Consider the following 21,470-nt stretch of genomic DNA (forward strand, 5'->3'; position numbering starts at 1 on the left):
TAACAGGCATTTGATTGCATTGGGTATTTTTTAGCCACCGCCAACCGCTTGCACCACTTCGATACGCATATTTGGCAGTAGGGCGGTCTGCTCTAGGCGTGATTTTGGCAACAGTACGCCGTCAATCTCCACCGCAAAACGACCTTGAGTCAGCTGATGCTTCTCCAGCAGCTGTAGAACGGTATCGCTGTCATCGCTGATGGGCTGACCGTTTAGGATAATTTGCTTGGGCATCGTCTCTCCTTGTTGATGGTTATGATGATTTTGTTTTGCCACTGCCAAAGACAATCAGCAGCCATGCAAGGATAAATAGTACGCCACCGATGGGGGTGATTGCCCCTAGCCACTTGGGCAGACCCAGTGCAATGGCGTACAAACTGCCACTGAATAACACAATGCCAAGCTGCATGGCAAAAGCAGCAACTGTGGCACGATGGGTGCTGACAGCGTGCAGCACGCCGATGGCAAGCAGTCCCAATGCGTGTACAAACAAATACATGGTTGCTGTTTGCCAAATTTGCACAGCATAATCACTCATGCCCTGCAGTCCATGGGCTCCGAATGCTCCCAGTGCCACGCCGATGGCAAGGTTGATGGCGGCGATTTTTAACCAAGTCATAAGCTACCTTTGTGTAGAGTGTGGACAAAGTCAAAATTTGGGCCTTGTCCGCTTATTTAGTTTGTTACCAATCCTTAATCGTCCAAAATCATGCGATCTAAGGTGATGGCTTCTTTGATTTTATCCATGGCATTTTTTTCGATTTGGCGTACTCGTTCGGCAGAGATGTTGTACACAGCTGCCAAATCGTGCAAGGTGGATTTTTGGTCAGCAAGCCATCTTTGGGTGATGATGTCGCGTGAGCGGTCATCTAGGCTGTCCATGGCGTCTTTTAGGGCGGTAGTGGTGTTTTCTTCCCAGTCTGCCTCTTCAACCACATCGGCAGGATTGACAGCATCTTCTAAGAACAGCTGCGGTGCATAACGCCCCTCGTCATCATCAGAATCCTGTGCCTCAAAGCTGGCATCATAGCTGGTTAGGCGAGATTCCATTTCTAGCACTTGCTTTACCGTTACATTCAAATCTTCGGCGATGGCGGTGGCTTCTTCTAGTGTCAGCTGGTTGTTGGATTTTTTTAAGCTGCGTAAATTAAAAAACAGCTTGCGATGTGCTTTGGTGGTGGCAACTTTGACAATCCGCCAATTTTTGATGACAAATTCGTGAATCTCTGCTTTAATCCAATGTACAGCAAAACTTACCAATCGTACGCCTTTATTTGGGTCAAAGCGTTTGACGGCTTTCATCAGTCCCAGATTGCCTTCTTGAATCAGGTCAGCCTGTGGTAAGCCGTAGCCAGAATAGCTACGAGCGATATGAATGACAAAACGCAAATGCGACATCACCAACAGTTGTGCTGCCTCAAGGTCGCCTTCGTTATAGTAGCGTTCGGCAAGTTCGCGTTCTTGCTCAGGGCTTAAAATGGGGATTTGATGCACTGTATTAATGTACGCACCCAAATTCACTCCCGGGGCTGCCAAATGTGTAGGCATGGCAGGCACAAGGTCTTTGGTGGCGACATTGTGCGACACAGCAGGCGAGGTTGGCAGGTTGTCTGAGTACTTGTCAAGCATTTGGGTGTATTCATCATCGCCGAAGTCTTTGTCATTAAAGTCTTCAAGCTCATGAATCAAATCATCGCTCAAATCCTCATCAAGCTCATCATCTGGATAGTAATCCTCATAACCATCATCGTGGTCGTAATCATTATCGTGGCTGCGTTTGGACATTGTACTCTTGGCTTAGGTTGTCAATAGGATTTTACTATTGTACGGCAAATGTTGTTAATTGGCTAGTATTCACTGCCGAAAACACATAATTTTTACAAATTGCAACTTTTGGCTTGGAATTAGTGCCAATTAGGACTTCGCTTTGCTTGGCAATTGCCCAAATCACATGGCGATTGCATTTTACCTTTTGGAATAATACCATCGTTTGTTTATGGATTGTTTGCTTAAAAGGGTGGATTTGTCCAAGTCTGCTAAGCGGCTGATTGATTTGATACGCTTGGTGTCTGCATGAAACTTTACGGAGAATGTTGCACAGCCATTTGGGCAAATTTATAACAACAAATCATCAGCTGGCACCAGATAGCTTAATAATTTTAAAATGAAATTTATTTTATATTAAAAATACACATTTATCCCAAGCCAAATAGACAAGATGGCTGATGGATAACCGATTAGGCAGTTTTTAGCAGGATAAAATGATAGATGGTCGCCGTGCCATCTGGTGCATCACTGTGCCAACTGTGGGCGGTGAGGGCGTTTTTTTGGCAGTAGGCAAGTAGGTCGGTTTGTGAATTTTTGTCGGTGGCAATCAGATACAGTGCTTGATTGGCATTGATGCTACGAAGGGTAATTTTTGCTTTTAGTAGCGGCATCGGGCAGGGCAAATTGCGTGCATCAAAAAATGCCACAACAGTATCAGGGCTAAGCGATAGCTTATCAAGCTGGTTTGCGAGCTCTTGATAAAAAAACGACTGCTCTGTTTGCTCTAAAGTGCCAAAAAAATTCATCATATAATTGTCAAAATCGATATCAGCTGGGAAAAACGCCCCAAAGCTGGGGCGTTGTAGGTTTAGACAGCGGCGTGCAAGCAAGCAACTTGGTGGCTGTCTGTGCCTTCTAAGACGGGCTTGGTCTTGGCACATTCATCGGTTGCCAATGGGCAACGGGTGCGAAACACACAGCCTGAAGGCGGGTTGATAGGGCTTGGCAAATCACCCTCAAGCAGTTGTACGGTTTTGTTGCGTTCAGCTTCTGGGTCTGGCAGTGGTACAGCAGACATCAGTGCTTGGGTATAGGGGTGAGTTGGCTTGTCATAGACAGCGGTATCAGTACCCAGCTCAACAGCATTGCCCAGATACATGACCAGTACTCTGTCAGAGATATGCTTGACAACAGACAAGTCGTGAGCGATAAAAATCAACGCCAAGCCCATCTCTTCTTGCACTTCTTGCAATAGGTTAATTACCTGTGCTTGAATTGACACATCAAGTGCCGATACTGGTTCATCGCAGATAATCAGCTTGGGACGCAAAATCAACGCACGAGCAATCCCGATACGCTGACACTGACCGCCCGAAAACTCATGCGGATAGCGGTTGATTAGGTTTGGCAACAGTCCAACCTTTTTCATCATCTCACGCACTTGCTGCTGAATCTCTTCGTTTTTTAGCTCAGGGTGGTGCGTCCGCAGTGGCTCAGCAATGATTTCGCCAACGGTCATGCGTGGGTTTAGTGATGCCAGCGGATCTTGGAAAATCATTTGGATTTCTTGGCGTTTGGTTTTCCATGCTTTTTCAGGCAGCCCAACCAGCTCTTCACCATTGAATAAAATGCTGCCTGATTTTGCTTTGACCAAACCGATGATGGTGCGTGCCAGCGTGGATTTGCCACAGCCTGACTCGCCGACCACGCCCAAGGTTTCGCCTGCTTTTAGCTCAAATGATACGCCGTTTACTGCCTTTAAGGTGGCGGGCTTTTGCCAAAAGAACGCCCCTTTTTTATGAATATCAAAATGCGTCTGCACATTGCGAACTTGTAATAATGGAGTCGTCATGACATCATTCTCCTACAGGTAGATTTGGGTGCTGCCAGTGGCAAGCACGCTGGCGTTCATTTGGCAAAAATTTCAGCTCTGGTGGCTGGTTTTGGCAAATATCCATCGCATATTCACAGCGTTCAACAAATGGGCAACCAACAGGCAGGTTTAGCAAGTTTGGTGGGTTGCCGGGAATGGTGGTTAATCGCTCGCTTTCGCCATCTAGGCGTGGAATCGCTCCAAGCAAGCCAATGGTATAAGGGTGGGTTGGGTTATAAAAAATCTCTTCGGTCTTGCCGTATGCCATCGTACGACCTGCATACATGACCAAGATGCGATCACAAGTACCTGCCACCACGCCCAAATCATGGGTAATCATGATAATGGTGGTGTCAAAATCGCGTTTTAAGTCATTAAGTAGTGCCATGATTTGTGCTTGTACGGTAACATCAAGTGCCGTGGTTGGCTCGTCTGCAATCAATAGCTTGGGTCTGCAAAGTAGTGCCATTGCAATCATCACACGCTGACGCATACCGCCCGAAAACTCGTGCGGATACATACCAATACGCTTGCGAGCTTCGGGGATTTTTACCGCATCAAGCATGCGAATGGACTCTTCCCAAGCCTCTGCCTTGCTCATACCCTTGTGCAAAATCAATACTTCCGTCAGCTGATCGCCTACTTTCATAAAAGGATTTAGGCTGGTCATCGGATCTTGGAAGATGATGGCAATTTCGTTGGCACGGATTTTGTTAAGTTCTTTTTGTGATAATCCAACCAATTCTTTATCACGAAATTTGATCGAGCCTTCGGTATAGCCATTTTTGGCAAGCAAACCAAGAATTGAGAAAGCGGTTTGTGATTTGCCAGAACCAGACTCACCAACGATACCAAGCGTTTCGCCTTGATTTAGGTTGAAATTGAGACCATTGACAGCAGTTACCAAGCCGTCTTCGGTTTTGAATTTTACCTTTAAGTCCTTTACTTCTAATAAAGCCATATTGTTCTCCTAGGCGTGCAGAATACACGCCTGTTATCTTTATAATTAGCGGTCTTTTGGATCTAGAGCATCACGCAGACCATCGCCGATGAAGTTAAAGCAGAACAGCGTTACCACCAAAAATACCGATGGTACAAGCAGCTGCCAAGGCGTTACCTGCATGGTTTGGGCACCTTCTTGGAGCAAAGCACCCCAGCTGGTCATTGGCTCTTGCACGCCCAGACCCAAGAAACTCAAGAAAGATTCAAACATAATCATACCGGGCACCAGCAGTGATGCATAGACCACAACTACGCCCAACACATTGGGTACGATATGGCGAGTAACGATTTTCCAGCCAGAAACACCGCCAACATGAGCCGCCTCAATAAATTCTTTGTTTTTTAGGCTCAAGGTTTGACCGCGAACAATACGGGCAATGTCAAGCCATGAAACCAGACCAATCGCCACAAAGATAAAGATAATGTTGCGACCAAACAAAGTTACCAACAAAATCACAAAGAACATGAAGGGAAAAGCGTTCAATACCTCAACAAAACGCATCATCAGCATATCTACCTTGCCGCCCAAATAGCCAGAGACTGCACCATAGATTGTGCCAAATAGGACGGCAACCAGCGAGCCTGCGATACCAACCATCAGCGAGATACGACCACCGACAGCAGTACGCACAAGCAAATCGCGACCCAAATTGTCTGTACCAAAATAGTGCTTGGTTTCAATTGAGGGGGCGGAGGCCATATTTGCCCAATCTGTATCGGCATAGCCAAACGGTGCAAACATTGGCACAAATACAACAAATAAAGTGATGAGTAGTAAAATAAAACCACTGATCAATGCTGCTTTATTATGAGAAAAGCGACGCCACGCATCTTGCCACAGGCTGCGTCCTTTGACTTCTTTGGCGGCAGTCGGTGCAATTGTCGTTGAAACTTGATTTGACATAAAAATCCCTTATCCGTCCTAGTATTTGATTTTTGGATCGATGATAGCATACAAAATATCAACGATGGCATTAAATAAGATGGTTAATGCACCAACCAAGATGGTCAGGCTAAGCACCAAGCTATAATCACGGTTCAATGCACCATTAACAAACAGCTGACCAATACCGGGCAGACCAAAAATCGTCTCAATGATGATAGAGCCTGTGATGATACCAACAAATGCAGGGCCAAGATAAGAAATAATTGGCAGCATGGCAGGACGCAAGGCATGACGAGTTACGATACGAGAAAGCGGCAAGCCTTTGGCACGAGCGGTGCGGATAAATTGTGAGTTCATCGTCTCAATCATCGAGCCACGAGTAATACGAGCAATGCTGGCAATATAGCTTAATGACAATGCAGTAACTGGCAACACAAGGTTCATAAATGCACCATTGTTCCAACCACCTGCTGGGAACCATTTTAAAATAACGGCAAATACCAAAACCATCAGCGGTGCTTTAACAAAACTTGGCACAGCAACACCTGCCATCGCAAGCGTCATCAGAGAGTAATCCAGCCAGCTGTTTTGTTTTAAGGCGGCGATGATACCCAGAGTAATACCAAGCACAACCGCGATGACGAAGGCATACAGACCAATCTCAACCGAAATTGGCAGCTGTTGGGCAAGTAGCTCATTGATGGTATGGTCTTTGTATTTAAAAGACGGACCAAAATCGCCTTGCAGCAGTTGTTTTAGGTAGTTGAGATATTGTAGCCAAAGTGGGTCATTAAGATTGTATTTGGCTTCGATGTTTGCCATGACAGCAGGTGGCAAGTTACGCTCACCAGTAAAAGGGCTGCCAGGTGCTAGACGCATCATAAAAAAGGAAATGGTAATCAAAAACAGCAGCGTTGGAATCGCTTCGAGCGTACGCCGTAAGATGAGTTTGAACATAAAAATAACCTTTTGTTTTGCCTATGGCAAAATCTTCCATGGGGTTGTTTGCCATCCGCTTGATTGATGGGTTTGGCTGATTTAAAAAATCGCTGAACTCTAGCTGGCTTGGCTTATTGTATCGGTGGTAATCCACACAGTTGGTTGCAAAATACAACAATCGTCAGATAATGCAAAAAGCACCTGCAACCATAAGCTCCTTTATATCAGAGTTACCCCTATTATAACAAATGGGTGAAAAATTCCCATAGTTTTTTATTTTTTTTGTAAAAAATATTGCTTATTTTTGCAAATTTTTGGCAAATAACGCTCTACTAAGTATTTTATTGCCGAATGAATTGTATGCCGAATTGGCATATTTATCAAAAAATTGATTAAAAATCAAACATACCATATTATTTTAAGATTTTGCAACTTGGCTTTTGGTGGTTATTGACAGGGTGTTTTTGACCGTACTAGGCGAGATTTGTTTTATTAATTAATCAATTAGTATAGATAAAATTAATAATTGATAGTAGCTTGTGGATTGTGGAGAAATAAAAGCGGCATCTGTATAAGACAAATGCCGCTTTGTGGTTATTTATTTACCGACCAATATTTGGCGTGCCACTGATCTAGAGGATCTTTGTTGGAATAGCCTTGAATATAAGGTTTTACCAAGCGTACATTGCTGTAGTAAAAAATATTGATTTGGCTGGCATCTTGATCCATGAGACTTTCGGCAGTTTCGTAGAGCTTGATTCTGGCAGCATCATCAACATTGGCGGTGAGCGTTTGGAGCATGACCTCGTCATACTTTGGGTTATTGTAGCGTGTCCAGTTGTTGGTATTGTTGGATTTACGCAGATTTAAGAAAGTGGAGGCTTCGTTATAATCGCCACACCATCTGGCACGAGCCATTTGATAATTACCATTGCGGCGACTGTCCAGATAGGTTTTCCACTCTTGATTAACCAAATTAACATTGACAAAGCCTAGAGAGTCTTTCCAAAGGCTACTTGCTGCCACGGCAATCTTTTTGTGGCTTTCGTTGGTGTCATAGAGCAGGTCGAAGTTCAGTGGATTTTTCTCATTGTAGCCAGCTTCGGCAAGGAGCTTTTTGGCTTCTTCGATGCGTTTTGCCTTGTCCCAAGATTTCCATGCAGGCGTGTAGCTGACACCACCTTTGATGGCAGTTGGGGTGAATTGATAAGCACTGATTTGTCCTTGACCCATCACCTTGTCAGCAATGGCTTCACGATCCATCGCCAAAGTCAGTGCTTGGCGAACTTTTGGATTGTCAAAAGGTGCTTTGCTGTGATTTAAGTCATAATAATAAGTGCATAGGGTTGGTGCATTTTTTAGCTCATCACCAAGTTTGGCTTTTAAGTCGTTAAATTGCTCTGGTGGCAATTCGCTGGCAGTAATATCAATCTCACCTGCTTGATAACGCATGACATCGGTGGTTGCTTGCGAGATTGGCAAGATGGTCAGTTGCGGCAATTTGACAATGCTGGCGTTGTAATAAGCTGGGTTTGGCTCAAGTACGATTTTTTCGTTGACGATCCACTGTGTTGGCTTGAATGGGCCATTGACCACAATATTGGCAGGGTCTGTCCACTTGTCGCCGAATTTTTCAACGGTGGCTTGATGTACAGGTTGCACCGATGAATGAATCATCATATCAGGAAAATAAGGCACAGGCTCAACCAGTGTGATTTTTAGGGTTTTGTCATCTACCGCTTCAACACCGAGCTTATCAACTGGCATTTTGCCATCAATGACGGCTTGGGCATTGGCAACTTTGGCATCTTCTAGGTAGCTGGCATAGTATGAGCCTGTTGCAGGATCGACCAGACGGCGGAAGCTATAAACAAAATCTTGAGCAGTTACAGGGTCGCCATTTGACCACTTAGCATCACGCAGTTTAAAAATCCAAGTTTTGTTGTCTTCGCTGCTCCATTCGCTTGCCATACCAGCGACCAAATTGCCATCATTATCAGTGCTGACCAAACCTTCGGAAAATTGGCGAATGATATTGGCCTCTTACACACCCTGAGCCAGTTGTGGGTCAAGTGTTTCTGGTTCACTGGCATTATTGATGGTAATGCCTGCCGTTGTTGTCGTTGTGCTGGAGCTGGCTGGCTTGTCGGCTGGCTTTGAGCAGGCACTTAGCAGGGCAACAAGGCTGACTGCCAGCAGGGTGGGCTTAAATAAAGTGGTCATAAATTCCCTCTTGGATAATGATGAAAATTGGCATTTTTTACAAAACACTATCTGAATAATACCTAAAAACTACACAGCTGGCAAGCGTTTTATTATTTGCTGTTAAAAATTGCTGTCCATCAAGGCGGATTTGGTTCGTTTGCACCAAAACACAAAAATGAGCAAGTTTGTAGGGCGTTATTGTTGGTTGATGGTTTTTAAGTTGATGACTTTGTCAGACTGGCTAAGCAAACAGCTCTATCATTTTGTACCAAAATCAAGTGGTGCATGGTGCTTGACTTGACCATTTAAGCATAAAAGGATAATAAAAATCCAAGCGTCTTGCTTGGATTTTGTTGGTTTGGTGGGGTTGGAATAGATGGCAAGTGATGTTTATTACTGGGTGTTTTTTAGCAACAAATCCCTCCCTGCAAACTCATTACCTGACAATTCTAGGGCAAAACGCTCATGGTCAGCCTTACGCACTTGATCGCAAATATCTTCTGCTTGTAGCTCATCTGCTCCCAGCTGCTTGATGGTTTCATTGCCCATTAGCATGGCAGCCTCAAAGGTCTCACGAATCACAAAATCGGCGTCCGCCTGCACCAAATGCAAGGCATGCTCACGGTCATTGGCACGCACGATTACTTTGACGGTTGGGCAATGGTGCTTGATATTCTCGACAATGCGAGTTGTTGCTTCACTGTCGTTGATGCACACCAAAACACACTTGGCCTGATATGCCCCTGCAGCGTGCAGAACATCTTCACGAGAGCCATCGCCGTAATAGACTTTGAAGCCATATTTTGCTGCTCCTCGAACCACATCGGGATTACTATCAATGATAGAAATGTCAGCACCGTAAGCAATCGGTGCTTGGCTGGCAATTTGTCCCACACGCCCAAAGCCAATAATCAGCACATTGCCTTTGAGTTTTTTGTCGCCAGCTTCTAGATTGTCCACGCCGTCCATTGAGGCTTGGGCGGCTTTGGCAAAGCGTTGGTGCAACATAATCATCACAGGTGTAATTGCCATAGATAGCACGACAACGGCGGTCATGTTGGCATTGATTGTTGCGGTAATCACGCCCTGAGATGCCGCTGCCGAAAACAGCACAAAAGCAAACTCGCCACCTTGAGCCATCATCACGGCACGGTTTAGTGCGTCAGCGTGATTGCTTTTGGCAATGCGAGCCACGACATAAATCACCACTGCTTTGGCGGTCATCAGAGCAATTACGCCAGATAGAATTAATTTGTAGTTGGCAGCCACGACATTTAAATCAAGTGCCATGCCAACCCCTAGAAAAAACAAACCGAGCAGCAAGCCACGAAACGGCTCAATATCCGCCTCTAGCTGATGGCGGAAGCTGGATTCTGACAGCAACACGCCTGCAACAAATGCCCCCATCGCCATTGACAGTCCGCCCATCTCCATGAGCAATGCCGCTCCCAAAACCACCAATAAGGCAGCAGCGGTCATCACTTCACGGGCTTTGGTTTTTGCCAAAATTCTAAACAAAGGATTGAGCAAATATAAACCCGCTATCACCAGTGCCGCCAAAGAAAGCAATGCCAGTCCCAGTTGCTTTAGCACAGAAGTGTCGCCTGCTACATGACTTGGGTCGGCTGGAGCCAAAAATGCCACAATCGCAAGCAGTGGCACAATCAGCAAATCCTCAAACAATAAGATGGACACCATGCGTTGTCCGCTGGGGCTATTAAGTTCGTTGCGTTCGCCCAGCACCTGCATGACAATGGCGGTGGAAGTGAGGACAAAACCTGCCGCACCAACAAAGGCTATCTGCCATGCAAAACCAAATGCCATGCCTACAAGCGTCAGTATAAAGGCTGCCAAAATCACCTGCATACTACCCAAGCCAAAGATTTGATGACGCAAACTCCACAGGTGTGATGGCTTCATCTCAAGTCCAATCACAAATAAAAACATCACCACGCCAAACTCTGCCACATGGATAATAGCCTGTGGATCATGAAACAGCCCCAAGCCAAACGGCCCGATTGCAAGTCCTGCTGCCAAATAACCAAGCACCGAACCCAGCCCCAGTCGTTTAAATAAAGGTATCGCAACGACCGCAGCTCCTAATAAAGCCGCGACAGAGCCAAGCTGGCTTGCACCTTCTGCCGCCATAAATCACTCCAAAAATACAAAAAGCTGATTATTATATCCCAAAAACAAAGTAGCAGCAAACACTGTTGCTGCTACTTTGTTGGTTGTTAAACGCTTATTGTTTGGCGATTTTTAGGTTTTTCACCTGCCAATAGTTCAAAGGATCGTTGCCTGAGAAGCCTTTGACATAAGGTTTCACCAAACGAGGTGCAACATATTGATAAACAAAGATGTTGGCTGCATCTTTATCCAAAACCGCTTCTGCTTGGTTGTACAACTCTGCACGCTGTTCCTCTGTAACATCGGCACCGAATGCTTTATTCAACAGAGCATCAAATTCTGGATTGTTGTATTTGCCGTAGTTGTTTGAGTTTTCTGATTTTAGCGTGTTTAGGAAGGTTGACGCTTCGTTATAATCAGCACACCAGCCACCGCGTGCCATTTGGTACTGTTGTTTGCGGCGTGTTTCTAGGTAGGTTTTCCACTCTTGGTTGTTAAGGGTGATATCAACAAAGCCTAAGTTTTCCTTCCAGAATGAGCTTGCTGCCACAGCGAGCTGTTTGTGCTGGTCGTTGGTGTTATACAGCAGTTCAAATTTCAGCGGATTGTTCTCATTGTAACCAGCTTCGGCAAGGAGCTTTTTGGCTTCTTCGATGCGTTTTGCCTTATCCCAAGATTTCCATTCAGGCGTGTAGTTTTTGATGCCTTGGATTGCCTCTGGGCTGAACTGATAGGCAACTTTTTGACCTTGCTTTAAGATACTATCCACGATGATATCGCGATCAAGCGTCAAAGACAGTGCCTTACGCACACGCACATCATTAAACGGTGCCTTGGTGTGGTTAAACTCGTAATAATAAGTACATAGTTTTGGCGGTACAATGACTTGCGATCCAAACTCATTTTTCAGCTGTACAAACTGCTCTGATGGTAGCGACTCGCCAGTTACATCAACATCACCTGCTTTATAACGCTGTACATCGGTAGTAGGCTGCGGTATAGCCAGTAGCGTTACTTTGTTGATGGTGGTGTTGGCATCGTCATAATACACTGGGTTGCGTTCTAGTACGATGCGTTCATTGACCTGCCATTGAGACAGTTTATAAGGGCCATTGACCACGATATTTTCAGGCGAAGTCCACTTGTCGCCGAATTTCTCAACGGTGGCTTGGTGTACAGGCTTAACCGAAGTGTGAATCATCATTGATGGGAAATATGGCACGGGTGCAGATAAGGTTATTTCCAGTGTCTTATCGTCAAGTGCTTTTATGCCCAATGTGTCCATTGCAGCCTTGCCATCAATAATCTCTTGAGCATTGACAATTTTGGCATCTGCCAGATAAGAAGAATAGGGCGAAGCAATTTCTGGATCGACCAGACGGCGGAAACTATAAACAAAATCTTGAGCGGTTACAGGGTCGCCATTTGACCACTTGGCATCACGCAGTTTAAAAATCCAAGTTTTGTTGTCGGTACTTTCCCAAGATTCGGCCATGCCGGGGATGGTATTGCCGTCCATATCAACAGAAGTTAATCCAACAAACATCTGACGCAAAATGCTAGACTCTGGCACGCCAGATACTTTGTGCGGATCAAGCGATTCTGGCTCGGCACCATTATTGATGGTGATTTCTTGAGTCTGTGCCAGTTCGATATTGGCAAGATCTTCTTTTGCGGTAGCTGTATCAGCTTTTGCGGCTGCTGTATCGGTGGCTTGCTCTTTGTTGCCACCACAGGCAACGAGTAAGGTGCTAAGTCCAAGTGCGACTGCCAAACGAGCTGGCGTGAAAACTGTATTCATAAGACGATATCCTTAATTGTCAAAAGTGTACAACCATCAACCTGCCCATCTCGGGGTTTGGCAAATTGCCTTAAGACCGAAAATTTGTCATGGCAACCGCTGCCTGCAGGTTTATTGTTACCAAAATTCTGCGATGGTTGGTTTATATTGACAAAATGTAACTAAGATGTCAATAGAATTAACAAAAATTGTTAATGTTTTAAGTAATTGAGCAATTTTGCGGTACAATCAATGTATAAGTATGGCGTGGCAATCTGTAGTTGGCGGATTGGGTTTGTTTAAAAAACGAGGTGGGCTGTGGCTTTATTGACAAAATATCAACAAGTGGCATTGTGTGCTGGGCTGCTTATGTGCCAAGCTGCACTGGCAGATGGTCAGACGCTTGGTTATCAGTTGCCGAGCATGGCAGATGGGCAGGGCTTTTATGATAAGCATCGCAATGAGCAGATTGCTGCGTGGTCGTTGCGTCAGATTCATGCAAGCCTGCCTGTGATTGATGATGCGTGGACAAATCAGCTGATTGCCCAAATGAGTGCCGAGATGAATGCTTCGGTACGCAACACGCCTTTGTACACCACAGTGCTTGTCAATGATAACAATATTAATGCCTTTGCCGTACCTGGTGGGCTAATTGGCATGAACACAGGCACGATATTATCCGCCCAGAGCATGGACGAGCTTGCCAGCGTCATGGCACACGAGGTGGCACATATCAGCCAGCGACACTATGAACATCGGCAGGATAATAACAAAAAACTTTTGGCATTGCAGCTGGGCGGTTTGTTGGCTGCCATTGCTGCTTCGGCATCTGGCAGTGGTGATGCGGCATTGATGGCGATGGCAGGCTCTCAAGCATCGGCAGCAGAGGTTGCAGCCAGCCACAGCCGAGAAAATGAAAGAGAGGCTGACAGGGTAGGTATGCAGATTTTGGCACAGGTGGGCTATGACACGCAAGCAATGCCGAAGTTTTTTGGCAGAATGCAGCGACAATTAAGCCTAAACCAAGCCAAAAATGCTTTTGTGCCAAGTTTTGTGCAATCGCACCCATTTACCGCCGAGCGACTCTCTGAGGCAAATGCACGCAGCCAAACCTATCCAAGAGCTTCACAGACTCGCCTAAAGCAACACGCAGTCATCTTTGACCAACTATACTGGCGTGTCAAATACCTAAGTAAGCAAACCACCTATGCTGAGCTTATCGCCAGTTCGGCATATAGCGAAGGGGCAAAGTTGGCATTGGCAATGTATCTGGCGGACAATGGGCAATTTGCCAAAGCCGAAACAACTTGGCTTGAGGTTTCATTGGGCAAGCAAGACCCTTTGATGTGCCTAACTGGTGCTTTTGTGTTTACTGCCAACAAGCAATACGAGCGTGCTAAGACGCTTTTGGCACAATGCCAGCTGTTGTATCCTGAACGGCGAGATTTGCGATTGGCATTGGCAGAGGTTGAATTGTCGCTGAATCAACCAAATGCAGCACTGGCATTATTGACGCCATTGGTGCAAGATGGGTCATCTGATGTTGTTGCTTGGCAGCTGGCTTATCGTGCTTATGATAAGCGGTCGCAGGCAAGTGATGATACCACCACCAAGACCATTGCCACAATCCATGCCTTGCGTTCACGCAGTCAGCTGGAGCTATGGCGTGGTCAGTACACGGGAGCATTGCAGTCATTGGCACAGGCAGAACAGCTTGCCAAGCAGTTGCCACAAGCATCAAGCCTGTTATCAATGCTTGATAAAGACAAGCAGCAGGTGATTGTGGCACGAGATTTTAAGCCCAGATGAGATTGGTGGATTGTTTTGGGCTAAGATTTTGGTTATTGATTTTGGTTGGTAAATCAACCAAGCCAAATAAAAAAGTGGCTGGCGGCTGCATATTTGCAAATCCGCTATGGGTGGAATAATTGAAAAATCACGATTGCTTTGATGCTAAAAAGCACAGAAAATAAACCTTCTGTGCTTGATGATTGTGCCAAGATTAAGGTTGCTGGGTAATTGATTCTAGCCCCTGTGGACGGATTTGGCTTAGGTGTTTTTTGATGGTGGCGATTGGCAGACCTTGTTTTTCTAGGCGTTTTGGGATAATTTGACTGCCTTTTTGACCTTTCATATCAAACATCATAAACAAAAACTCATCTGTCTCGTCCCAGCTGCTGATTGCCGACCAAGGAATTGTGGCTGATTGTGTTGTGCCAGCACGCAGCTGCATACCACGCATTTGTGGCGTGTTCGTCAAGGCAGGTGCAGGCATTGCCATTACCAGCCCGTGCGATTGTACGCCCAGTTGCAGTTGCTCAAATTGCTCAGGCATCTGACTGCTGGCGACTTGTTTTTGGTATTCGCGCTGCATATACCACCGCAGACCCAAAGTGCGTGCCAGCAGATAAACTGCCACGAGCACAAGCATCACCCAAAAAATAATCGTTGAATAACCATTAACCAGCACCAGACCTGCTATCGCTGCAATAACAGTCAAGGCAATGACGATCCATTCGGTGCGTTTGATGGCTTTTAATGAGGTGGCATTGGCACTTTTGTTAAACAATGCCAATTGAGCTTGGCGAAACTCTTGCTCGCTCATATTCAGTGCGATGGGCTTGAGCGTATAAGGGTACAGGGCTTGTGTCATGTTGTTATTCCTATGAGTTAATCTGTCTATATTACCCATTTTGCACGCAAAAATAAACCAAAACTTATAATTTAAGAAAAAAAATTCATTTTTGTGAGCTTTGATGGTCAAATTGGCTTAATTTTAAGGGTAAAATTTGCTATGATATAGTCATATTTTTTCATTGCTTAGATTATTGATATTTTTATAAATAAAATTTAATCTAAAATAAACATAAAAGAGCGAAGTTATCAAAAGGTGTGCTTATGCTAGACCCAAAAATTTTGCGTGGTGAACTGGACGAGTTGGCGGCTAGGCTTGCAACGCGTGGTTATCAGCTTGATGTTAAGTTTTGGCAAGATATTGAACAGCAACGAAAATCACTTCAAGTAACCACAGAAGAACTGCAGGCCAAGAAAAACGCAGGGGCAAAGCAAGTTGGCGAACTAAAGCGTCAAGGTCTGGATACCAGCGAACTGATGGCACAAATGCAGGAAGTGAGCGAGGCGATGAAAACCGCTGAGAATCAGCTGCGAGAATTGCAAGATAAGATTACAACCGCAAGTCTACAGATTCCTAATTTGCCTGCCGATGGCGTACCTGTGGGTGCTGATGAGGCGGATAATGTTCAAGTGCGTCAGTGGGGGCAGCCACGCCAGTTTGACTTTGCCATCAAAGACCATACTGATGTAGCAGAGGGCTTGGGTTTGCTGGATTTTGAGATGGCGGCAAAACTGACAGGTTCTCGTTTTAGTGTGTTAAAGGGTGATTTGGCACGCCTAAATCGTGCCTTGGTGCAGTTTATGCTCGATACACATACCCAAAAAGGCTACACAGAGATGTATGTGCCCTATATGGTAAATGCAGACAGTCTGACTGGTACGGGGCAATTACCAAAGTTTGAAGAGGATTTGTTCAAATTACGAGGCGACAAAGAATATTACCTAATCCCCACCTCTGAAGTGCCACTAACCAACAGCGTGCGTGATGTTATCCTAAGTGCTACAGATTTGCCAATTAAGCTGACTGCCCATACGCCATGTTTTCGTTCTGAGGCAGGCAGTGCAGGGCGTGATACGCGTGGCTTGATTCGTCAGCATCAGTTTGAAAAGGTTGAGATGGTGCAGATTGTGCAAGCGGATACTTCTATGCAAGCACTTGAAGAGATGACCGCACAGGCGGAGAGTATTTTGCAGTCGCTTGAGTTGCCTTATCGTGTGGTGCAGTTATGCACAGGCGATATGGGATTTAGTGCTGTTAAGACTTATGATATTGAAGTTTGGTTGCCATCGCAGAATACTTATCGTGAGATTTCTAGCTGCTCAAATTGTGGTGATTTTCAGGCACGGCGTATGGCTGCCCGTATCAAAGATGGCAAAAAAACCGAGCTTGTACATACTTTGAATGGCTCGGGGCTTGCTGTTGGTCGCACCTTGCTTGCGATTTTGGAAAATCATCAAAACGCCGATGGCAGTGTCAATATTCCAAAAGCACTACAGCCATACATGGGTGGGCAGACACAACTTGCCTAATGCCGAGTCAAACTTGGCTGGTTGCTTGATTTGTTTTTATTTTACCAGCCGATTATTTATTATATCTTAATACATTCATAAAAATTAGGTGGATTTATGCCAACCCAACTTAATCAACGACACAATGCCAATGCCATTCGCATACTTGCGATGGATGCTGTTCAAAAAGCCAATTCAGGCCACCCAGGTGCACCGATGGGCATGGCAGATATTGCCGAAGTATTGTGGCGTGAGTTTTTAAACCACAACCCAAAAAATGCCAAATGGGCAAATCGCGACAGATTTGTACTATCCAATGGGCATGGCTCAATGTTGCTGTACGCACTGCTGCATTTGACAGGCTATGATTTGTCGATTGATGACATAAAAAACTTCCGCCAATTGCACTCAAAAACCGCAGGGCATCCAGAGCATGGCTATGCAGACGGTATCGAGACCACCACAGGTCCTTTGGGTCAGGGCATTGCCAATGCGGTAGGTTTTGCACTTGCCGAAAAAACTTTGGCAGCACAGTTTAACCGTGAAAATCATGAGATTATCAACCATTATACTTATGCGTTTTTGGGCGATGGTTGTTTGATGGAAGGGGTGAGTCATGAGGCTTGCTCGCTTGCTGGTACTTTGGGATTGGGCAAGCTGATTGCTTATTATGACGATAATGGCATTTCAATTGATGGCGAGGTGGAAGGTTGGTTCAGTGATGACACTGCCAAACGCTTCGAGGCATACGGCTGGCAGGTGCTAAGCGTTGATGGCCATGATGCCGAGGCAATTTACAAGGCAACCCAAGCAGCCAAAGCCGAGACGGACAAGCCAAGTTTGCTTATCTGCAAAACAATCATCGGTCTAGGCTCGCCAAACAAACAAGGCAAAGAAGACTGCCATGGTGCACCGCTTGGGGCTGATGAGATTGCCTTGACGCGTGCAGAGCTTGGCTGGGCTGATGATACGCCATTTGCCATCCCTCAGGAGATTTATCAGGCTTGGGACGCAACCGAAAAAGGAGCGGCTTTGGAGGCTCTTTGGAATGAGCAATTTGCCAAATATCAAGCGGCATATCCTGAATTGGCAGCGGAACTTCAGCGTCGTTTGGCTGGGGATTTGCCAAGCAATTTTGAGCAAATTGCTGATGATTTCATTAAGCTATGCAACCAAAAAGGCGAAAATATCGCCACACGCAAAGCCAGCCAAAACACCATCGCTGCTTTTGCACCGCATTTGCCAGAGATTTTGGGCGGCTCGGCAGATTTGGCAGGTTCAAACTTGACGCTATGGTCAGGGGCAAAAGGCGTGCAGCAACACGCAGATGGCAACTATGTGCATTATGGTGTGCGTGAGTTTGGCATGACCGCCATTGCCAATGGCGTGGCGTTACATGGCGGCTTTATCCCTTATACTGCAACTTTCTTGATGTTTATGGAATATGCCAGAAATGCCGTGCGTATGTCTGCATTAATGAAACAGCGTGTGATTAATGTCTATACGCATGATTCGATTGGTTTGGGTGAAGATGGTCCAACCCATCAGCCAGTTGAGCAGATTGCCAGTTTGCGTAATACTCCGAATCATTTTACTTGGCGTCCTTGTGATACGACCGAGACAGCAGTTGCGTGGAAAATGGCATTAACCACAGCCCACGCACCAACCTCGCTAATCCTATCTCGACAAAATCTACCATTTCAGGCACGCACTGATGAGCAGCTTGCCAATATTGAAAAAGGTGCTTATGTGCTTGCCCATGAAAAAGGCGAGCTAAAAGCGATCATCATCGCCACAGGTTCGGAGGTTGATTTGGCGATGCAGGCACACAGCCAGCTTGAGGGCGTGCGTGTGGTTTCTATGCCTTGTGCTGAGAAATTCATGGAGCAGGACGATGCTTATCGTGAGAGCGTGCTGCCAGCTGGCGTGCGTGCAAGAGTTGCTGTCGAGGCAGGCATCACTGACTATTGGTATAAGTTTGTCGGCCTTGATGGTAAGATTGTCGGCATGAATAGTTTTGGTGAATCAGCCCCTGCCAAAGATTTGTTCGCTCACTTTGGCATCACAGCAGATGCGGTAGTCGCTGCGGTGAAATCTTTGATTTGATACAGCAGGCTGATGAATGGCATACTATTTTGGTATGCCATTTTTTATGCCATGATGATGGTAGGATTAATCTGTCAGTCGCTGATATGTTTTAATGTTATTGATATATTTAAATAATAAAAATAAATATTATTAAATAATTTAATGAATTAATTTTAAAGTCAAAATTATCTTAACTTATATTTTCTTGTACAATTAGCTCAATTGATAATTATTTATTATAAATTTTATAATAAATATTTATAAAATAAAATTGCTCAAGATGGTTAAATGATGGCTTTGCCATTGTTGGCATGGTATATCTGCTTTTATCAGCTGTTTGTCAGCCCAATTGCCAATGGAGGTGGCGATAAGCAAAGTTGGCTTGGTGCTATCAAAAAAGAATAAATTATGCTAAAATTGGAAAAATTTTTTATGAAAAGTATAAGGCATGGCAGATTTGGGGGCATTATGTCTGATAAAAATCCACAATTTTCTCGTATTTTGTTAAAACTGTCAGGTGAGGCACTTGCTGGTGGTCGCGAGATGGGCATTGATGCTTCAATCTTAGATCAGATGAGTCTGTCCATTGCTCACTTGCGAGGCTTGGGTGTGCAGGTTGGTATCGTTGTTGGTGGTGGCAATCTGTATCGTGGCTCAACCCTACAAAAAGAAGGGTTGGTAGGGCGTGTAACAGGCGACCAGATGGGCATGCTGGCAACTGTGATGAATGGTCTTGCCATGCGAGATGCTCTGGTGCGTCGCAATATCAAAACTCGTCTGATGTCAGCGATTGCCATTGATACGGTGGTGGAGTCTTATTCTAGTCGTGATGCCATTCGCCATTTGAACAATGGTGAGGTGTGTATTTTTGTGGCAGGTACAGGCAATCCGTTTTTTACCACAGATACGGCGGCGTGCTTGCGAGGCATTGAAATTGAAGCTGGCTTGATTTTAAAAGCAACAAAAGTTGATGGGGTGTATGACAAAGACCCAACCACCCACGATGATGCGGTGAAGTTTGACAGCCTAAGTTTTGATGAAGTGCTTGAAAAAAAGCTGGGCGTGATGGATTTGACCGCCATTGCTCTGTGTCGCGAGCATAATGTGCCACTTCAGGTATTTGACATGAACAAACCCAATGCTTTGTTAAATGTCGTGATGGGCGAGGCAGAAGGCACACGCGTGTATCATTGATATTCATGCCAAGATTTGTGTAATTTTATAAAGCTAAAGGAACTGTTATGATTAATGAAATTAAAAAAGACGGTGAAACTCGTATGCAAAAAGCCATTGAGGCTCTAGAAGGGGCGTTTGGCAAGTTGCGTACTGGTCGAGCTCACCCCGGTGTACTCTCTGGCGTGATGGTGAATTACTATGGTTCAGAAACACCACTAAACCAAGTGGCAAGCATTAATGTTGAGGACAGTCGCATGCTGTTGGTGCAGCCGTTTGATCGCTCGATGGTGCAAGCGGTGGATAAGGCAATCCGTGAGGCGGATTTGGGTCTTAATCCAATGACTGCTGATGTCATTCGTGTGCCAATGCCAGCTTTGACCGAAGAGACACGCCGTGATATGCAAAAAATCGCTCGTGGCGATGCCGAACAAGCTCGCATTTCGGTGCGTAATATTCGCCGTGATATGCTTGGCGATATTAAGGAGCTATTAAAAGACAAGCAAATCTCCGAAGATGATGAACGCCGTGCTGCCGATGATATCCAAAAACTCACTGATAAATTCATCACCACCATCGATGCTCGCCTAGAGAAAAAAGAAAGCGAGCTGATGGAAGTATAATCTTGCCATCTAAAACAACACGGACAATGGGCGTTGTCCGTGTCTTTATCAATCAACACCTGTTTGCATGGCTGTTTGACAGGTCTAATATTGCGATACATATAACATGACAAACACCCAAGATATCAGCACAGACAATATCCCCAAGCATATTGCCATCATTATGGACGGCAATAATCGCTTTGGCAAAGCCAAGCAGTTGGCGATGGGGGCTGGGCATATCGCAGGCAAAGATGCACTGGATCCGATTGTTGAGCATTGTCTGGCAAAAGGCGTGCAGGTGCTGACTGTGTTTGCTTTTTCAAGCGAAAATTGGTCAAGACCAAAATCAGAGGTGGATTTGTTAATGCAGCTGCTTACAAACAGCATTCATGAACAAATACCAAGAATGGATAAGTATCGCATTCGCCTACGGTTCATTGGCGAACGCAGTCAATTATCACCTCAGTTGCAACAGCTTTTGGCTGATGCCGAAGCAAAAACAGCACATTTTGATGCGATGACTTTGGTGATAGCCATCAGCTATGGCGGACAATGGGATATTGCCAATGCTGCTAAGGCACTGGCTCAACAGGTTGCTAAAGGGCAGCTGTCGCCAGAGCAGATTGACCAAGATACTGTTGCTGGGCAGTTGGCTTTGGCGGATTTGCCAATGGTAGATATGCTGATTCGCACAGGTGGCGAATATCGCATCTCAAATTTTCTGCTGTGGCAGGCGGCGTATGCGGAGCTGTTTTTTACAACAACCTTATGGCCTGAATTCACAACCGATGAGCTTGATGAGATGATTGCAGCATTTGCCAAGCGTGAGCGTCGCTTTGGGCGTACCAGTGAGCAGCTACAAAAGTTGCACCAATAAGTCAA

19 protein-coding genes are annotated in these 21,470 nt (G+C 45.4%); 6 read left to right on the forward strand and 13 right to left on the reverse strand.

Going from position 1 to position 21,470, the window contains the following annotated elements; all coding sequences use genetic code 11:
* Positions 1-30: 30 nt before the first annotated feature.
* From thiS to BW928_RS01000, 12 genes are all read right to left on the reverse strand, one after another.
* Entirely contained in the window at positions 31-234 is a 204-nt protein-coding gene (gene thiS / locus BW928_RS00950) for a sulfur carrier protein ThiS (RefSeq protein ID WP_076554367.1), read from the reverse strand.
* Positions 235-253: 19 nt separating this feature from the next.
* A complete protein-coding gene (locus BW928_RS00955; RefSeq protein WP_076554368.1) occupies positions 254-619 on the reverse strand; it encodes a DUF423 domain-containing protein in 366 nt (121 codons plus the stop codon).
* 74 nt (positions 620-693) lie between these two features.
* Entirely contained in the window at positions 694-1,548 is an 855-nt protein-coding gene (gene rpoH, locus BW928_RS00960) for an RNA polymerase sigma factor RpoH (protein ID WP_200800821.1), read from the reverse strand.
* Between the two features lie 689 nt (positions 1,549-2,237).
* Positions 2,238-2,657: a sulfurtransferase TusA family protein gene (locus tag BW928_RS00965; RefSeq protein ID WP_227516518.1), complete on the reverse strand. Its 420-nt coding sequence runs from the start codon at positions 2,655-2,657 to the stop codon at positions 2,238-2,240.
* Positions 2,636-3,619 carry a murein tripeptide/oligopeptide ABC transporter ATP binding protein OppF gene (gene oppF / locus BW928_RS00970; protein WP_076554370.1) on the reverse strand — a complete coding sequence of 328 codons (984 nt, stop codon included), beginning with the start codon at positions 3,617-3,619 and terminating at the stop codon, positions 2,636-2,638. Before oppF ends, BW928_RS00965 begins: the two co-directional genes overlap by 22 nt.
* A 4-nt stretch (positions 3,620-3,623) precedes the next feature.
* The gene (gene oppD / locus BW928_RS00975; protein WP_076554371.1) at positions 3,624-4,601 is read right to left on the reverse strand and encodes an oligopeptide ABC transporter ATP-binding protein OppD; all 978 of its coding nucleotides are present in this window, start codon (positions 4,599-4,601) and stop codon (positions 3,624-3,626) included.
* Between the two features lie 45 nt (positions 4,602-4,646).
* On the reverse strand, positions 4,647-5,546 hold the full coding sequence (oppC, locus tag BW928_RS00980) for an oligopeptide ABC transporter permease OppC (protein ID WP_076554372.1): 900 nt from the start codon (positions 5,544-5,546) through the stop codon (positions 4,647-4,649).
* Positions 5,547-5,564: 18 nt separating this feature from the next.
* Entirely contained in the window at positions 5,565-6,485 is a 921-nt protein-coding gene (gene oppB, locus BW928_RS00985; RefSeq protein ID WP_076554373.1) for an oligopeptide ABC transporter permease OppB, read from the reverse strand.
* A 576-nt stretch (positions 6,486-7,061) separates the two neighbouring features.
* A complete protein-coding gene (locus BW928_RS00990) occupies positions 7,062-8,438 on the reverse strand; it encodes an ABC transporter substrate-binding protein (RefSeq protein WP_227516519.1) in 1,377 nt (458 codons plus the stop codon).
* Between the two features lie 72 nt (positions 8,439-8,510).
* Positions 8,511-8,690, reverse strand: a complete 180-nt coding sequence (locus BW928_RS11890; protein ID WP_227516520.1) for a hypothetical protein — start codon at positions 8,688-8,690, stop codon at positions 8,511-8,513.
* 375 nt (positions 8,691-9,065) lie between these two features.
* Positions 9,066-10,820, reverse strand: a complete 1,755-nt coding sequence (locus BW928_RS00995) for a monovalent cation:proton antiporter-2 (CPA2) family protein (RefSeq protein WP_076554374.1) — start codon at positions 10,818-10,820, stop codon at positions 9,066-9,068.
* A gap of 94 nt (positions 10,821-10,914) precedes the next feature.
* Positions 10,915-12,600: an ABC transporter substrate-binding protein gene (locus BW928_RS01000; protein WP_076554375.1), complete on the reverse strand. Its 1,686-nt coding sequence runs from the start codon at positions 12,598-12,600 to the stop codon at positions 10,915-10,917.
* A gap of 297 nt (positions 12,601-12,897) precedes the next feature.
* Between BW928_RS01000 and BW928_RS01005 the strand changes: the two genes are divergently transcribed.
* Positions 12,898-14,388 carry a M48 family metalloprotease gene (locus BW928_RS01005; protein ID WP_076554376.1) on the forward strand — a complete coding sequence of 497 codons (1,491 nt, stop codon included), beginning with the start codon at positions 12,898-12,900 and terminating at the stop codon, positions 14,386-14,388.
* Positions 14,389-14,581: 193 nt separating this feature from the next.
* Here BW928_RS01005 and BW928_RS01010 read toward each other — a convergent pair whose 3' ends face one another.
* Positions 14,582-15,232, reverse strand: coding sequence for a YcxB family protein (locus BW928_RS01010; RefSeq protein WP_076554377.1), 651 nt, complete (start codon positions 15,230-15,232; stop codon positions 14,582-14,584).
* A 245-nt stretch (positions 15,233-15,477) separates the two neighbouring features.
* On the opposite strand from BW928_RS01010, the gene serS reads away from it, so the two are divergent.
* The 5 genes from serS to uppS all read left to right on the forward strand — a co-directional run bounded on the left by serS (position 15,478) and on the right by uppS (position 21,465).
* A complete protein-coding gene (serS, locus tag BW928_RS01015) occupies positions 15,478-16,743 on the forward strand; it encodes a serine--tRNA ligase (protein ID WP_076554378.1) in 1,266 nt (421 codons plus the stop codon).
* A 96-nt stretch (positions 16,744-16,839) separates the two neighbouring features.
* Positions 16,840-18,828 carry a transketolase gene (gene tkt / locus BW928_RS01020; protein ID WP_076554379.1) on the forward strand — a complete coding sequence of 663 codons (1,989 nt, stop codon included), beginning with the start codon at positions 16,840-16,842 and terminating at the stop codon, positions 18,826-18,828.
* A 450-nt stretch (positions 18,829-19,278) separates the two neighbouring features.
* Positions 19,279-20,004, forward strand: a complete 726-nt coding sequence (gene pyrH / locus BW928_RS01025) for a UMP kinase (RefSeq protein WP_076554493.1) — start codon at positions 19,279-19,281, stop codon at positions 20,002-20,004.
* Positions 20,005-20,051: 47 nt separating this feature from the next.
* Entirely contained in the window at positions 20,052-20,606 is a 555-nt protein-coding gene (gene frr, locus BW928_RS01030; RefSeq protein WP_076554380.1) for a ribosome recycling factor, read from the forward strand.
* Between the two features lie 106 nt (positions 20,607-20,712).
* On the forward strand, positions 20,713-21,465 hold the full coding sequence (uppS, locus tag BW928_RS01035; RefSeq protein WP_076554381.1) for a polyprenyl diphosphate synthase: 753 nt from the start codon (positions 20,713-20,715) through the stop codon (positions 21,463-21,465).
* The last annotated feature ends 5 nt before the right edge of the window (positions 21,466-21,470 follow it).

The organism is Moraxella cuniculi DSM 21768, assembly GCF_900156515.1.
GTDB classification, from domain to species: Bacteria; Pseudomonadota; Gammaproteobacteria; order Pseudomonadales; family Moraxellaceae; genus Moraxella; species Moraxella cuniculi.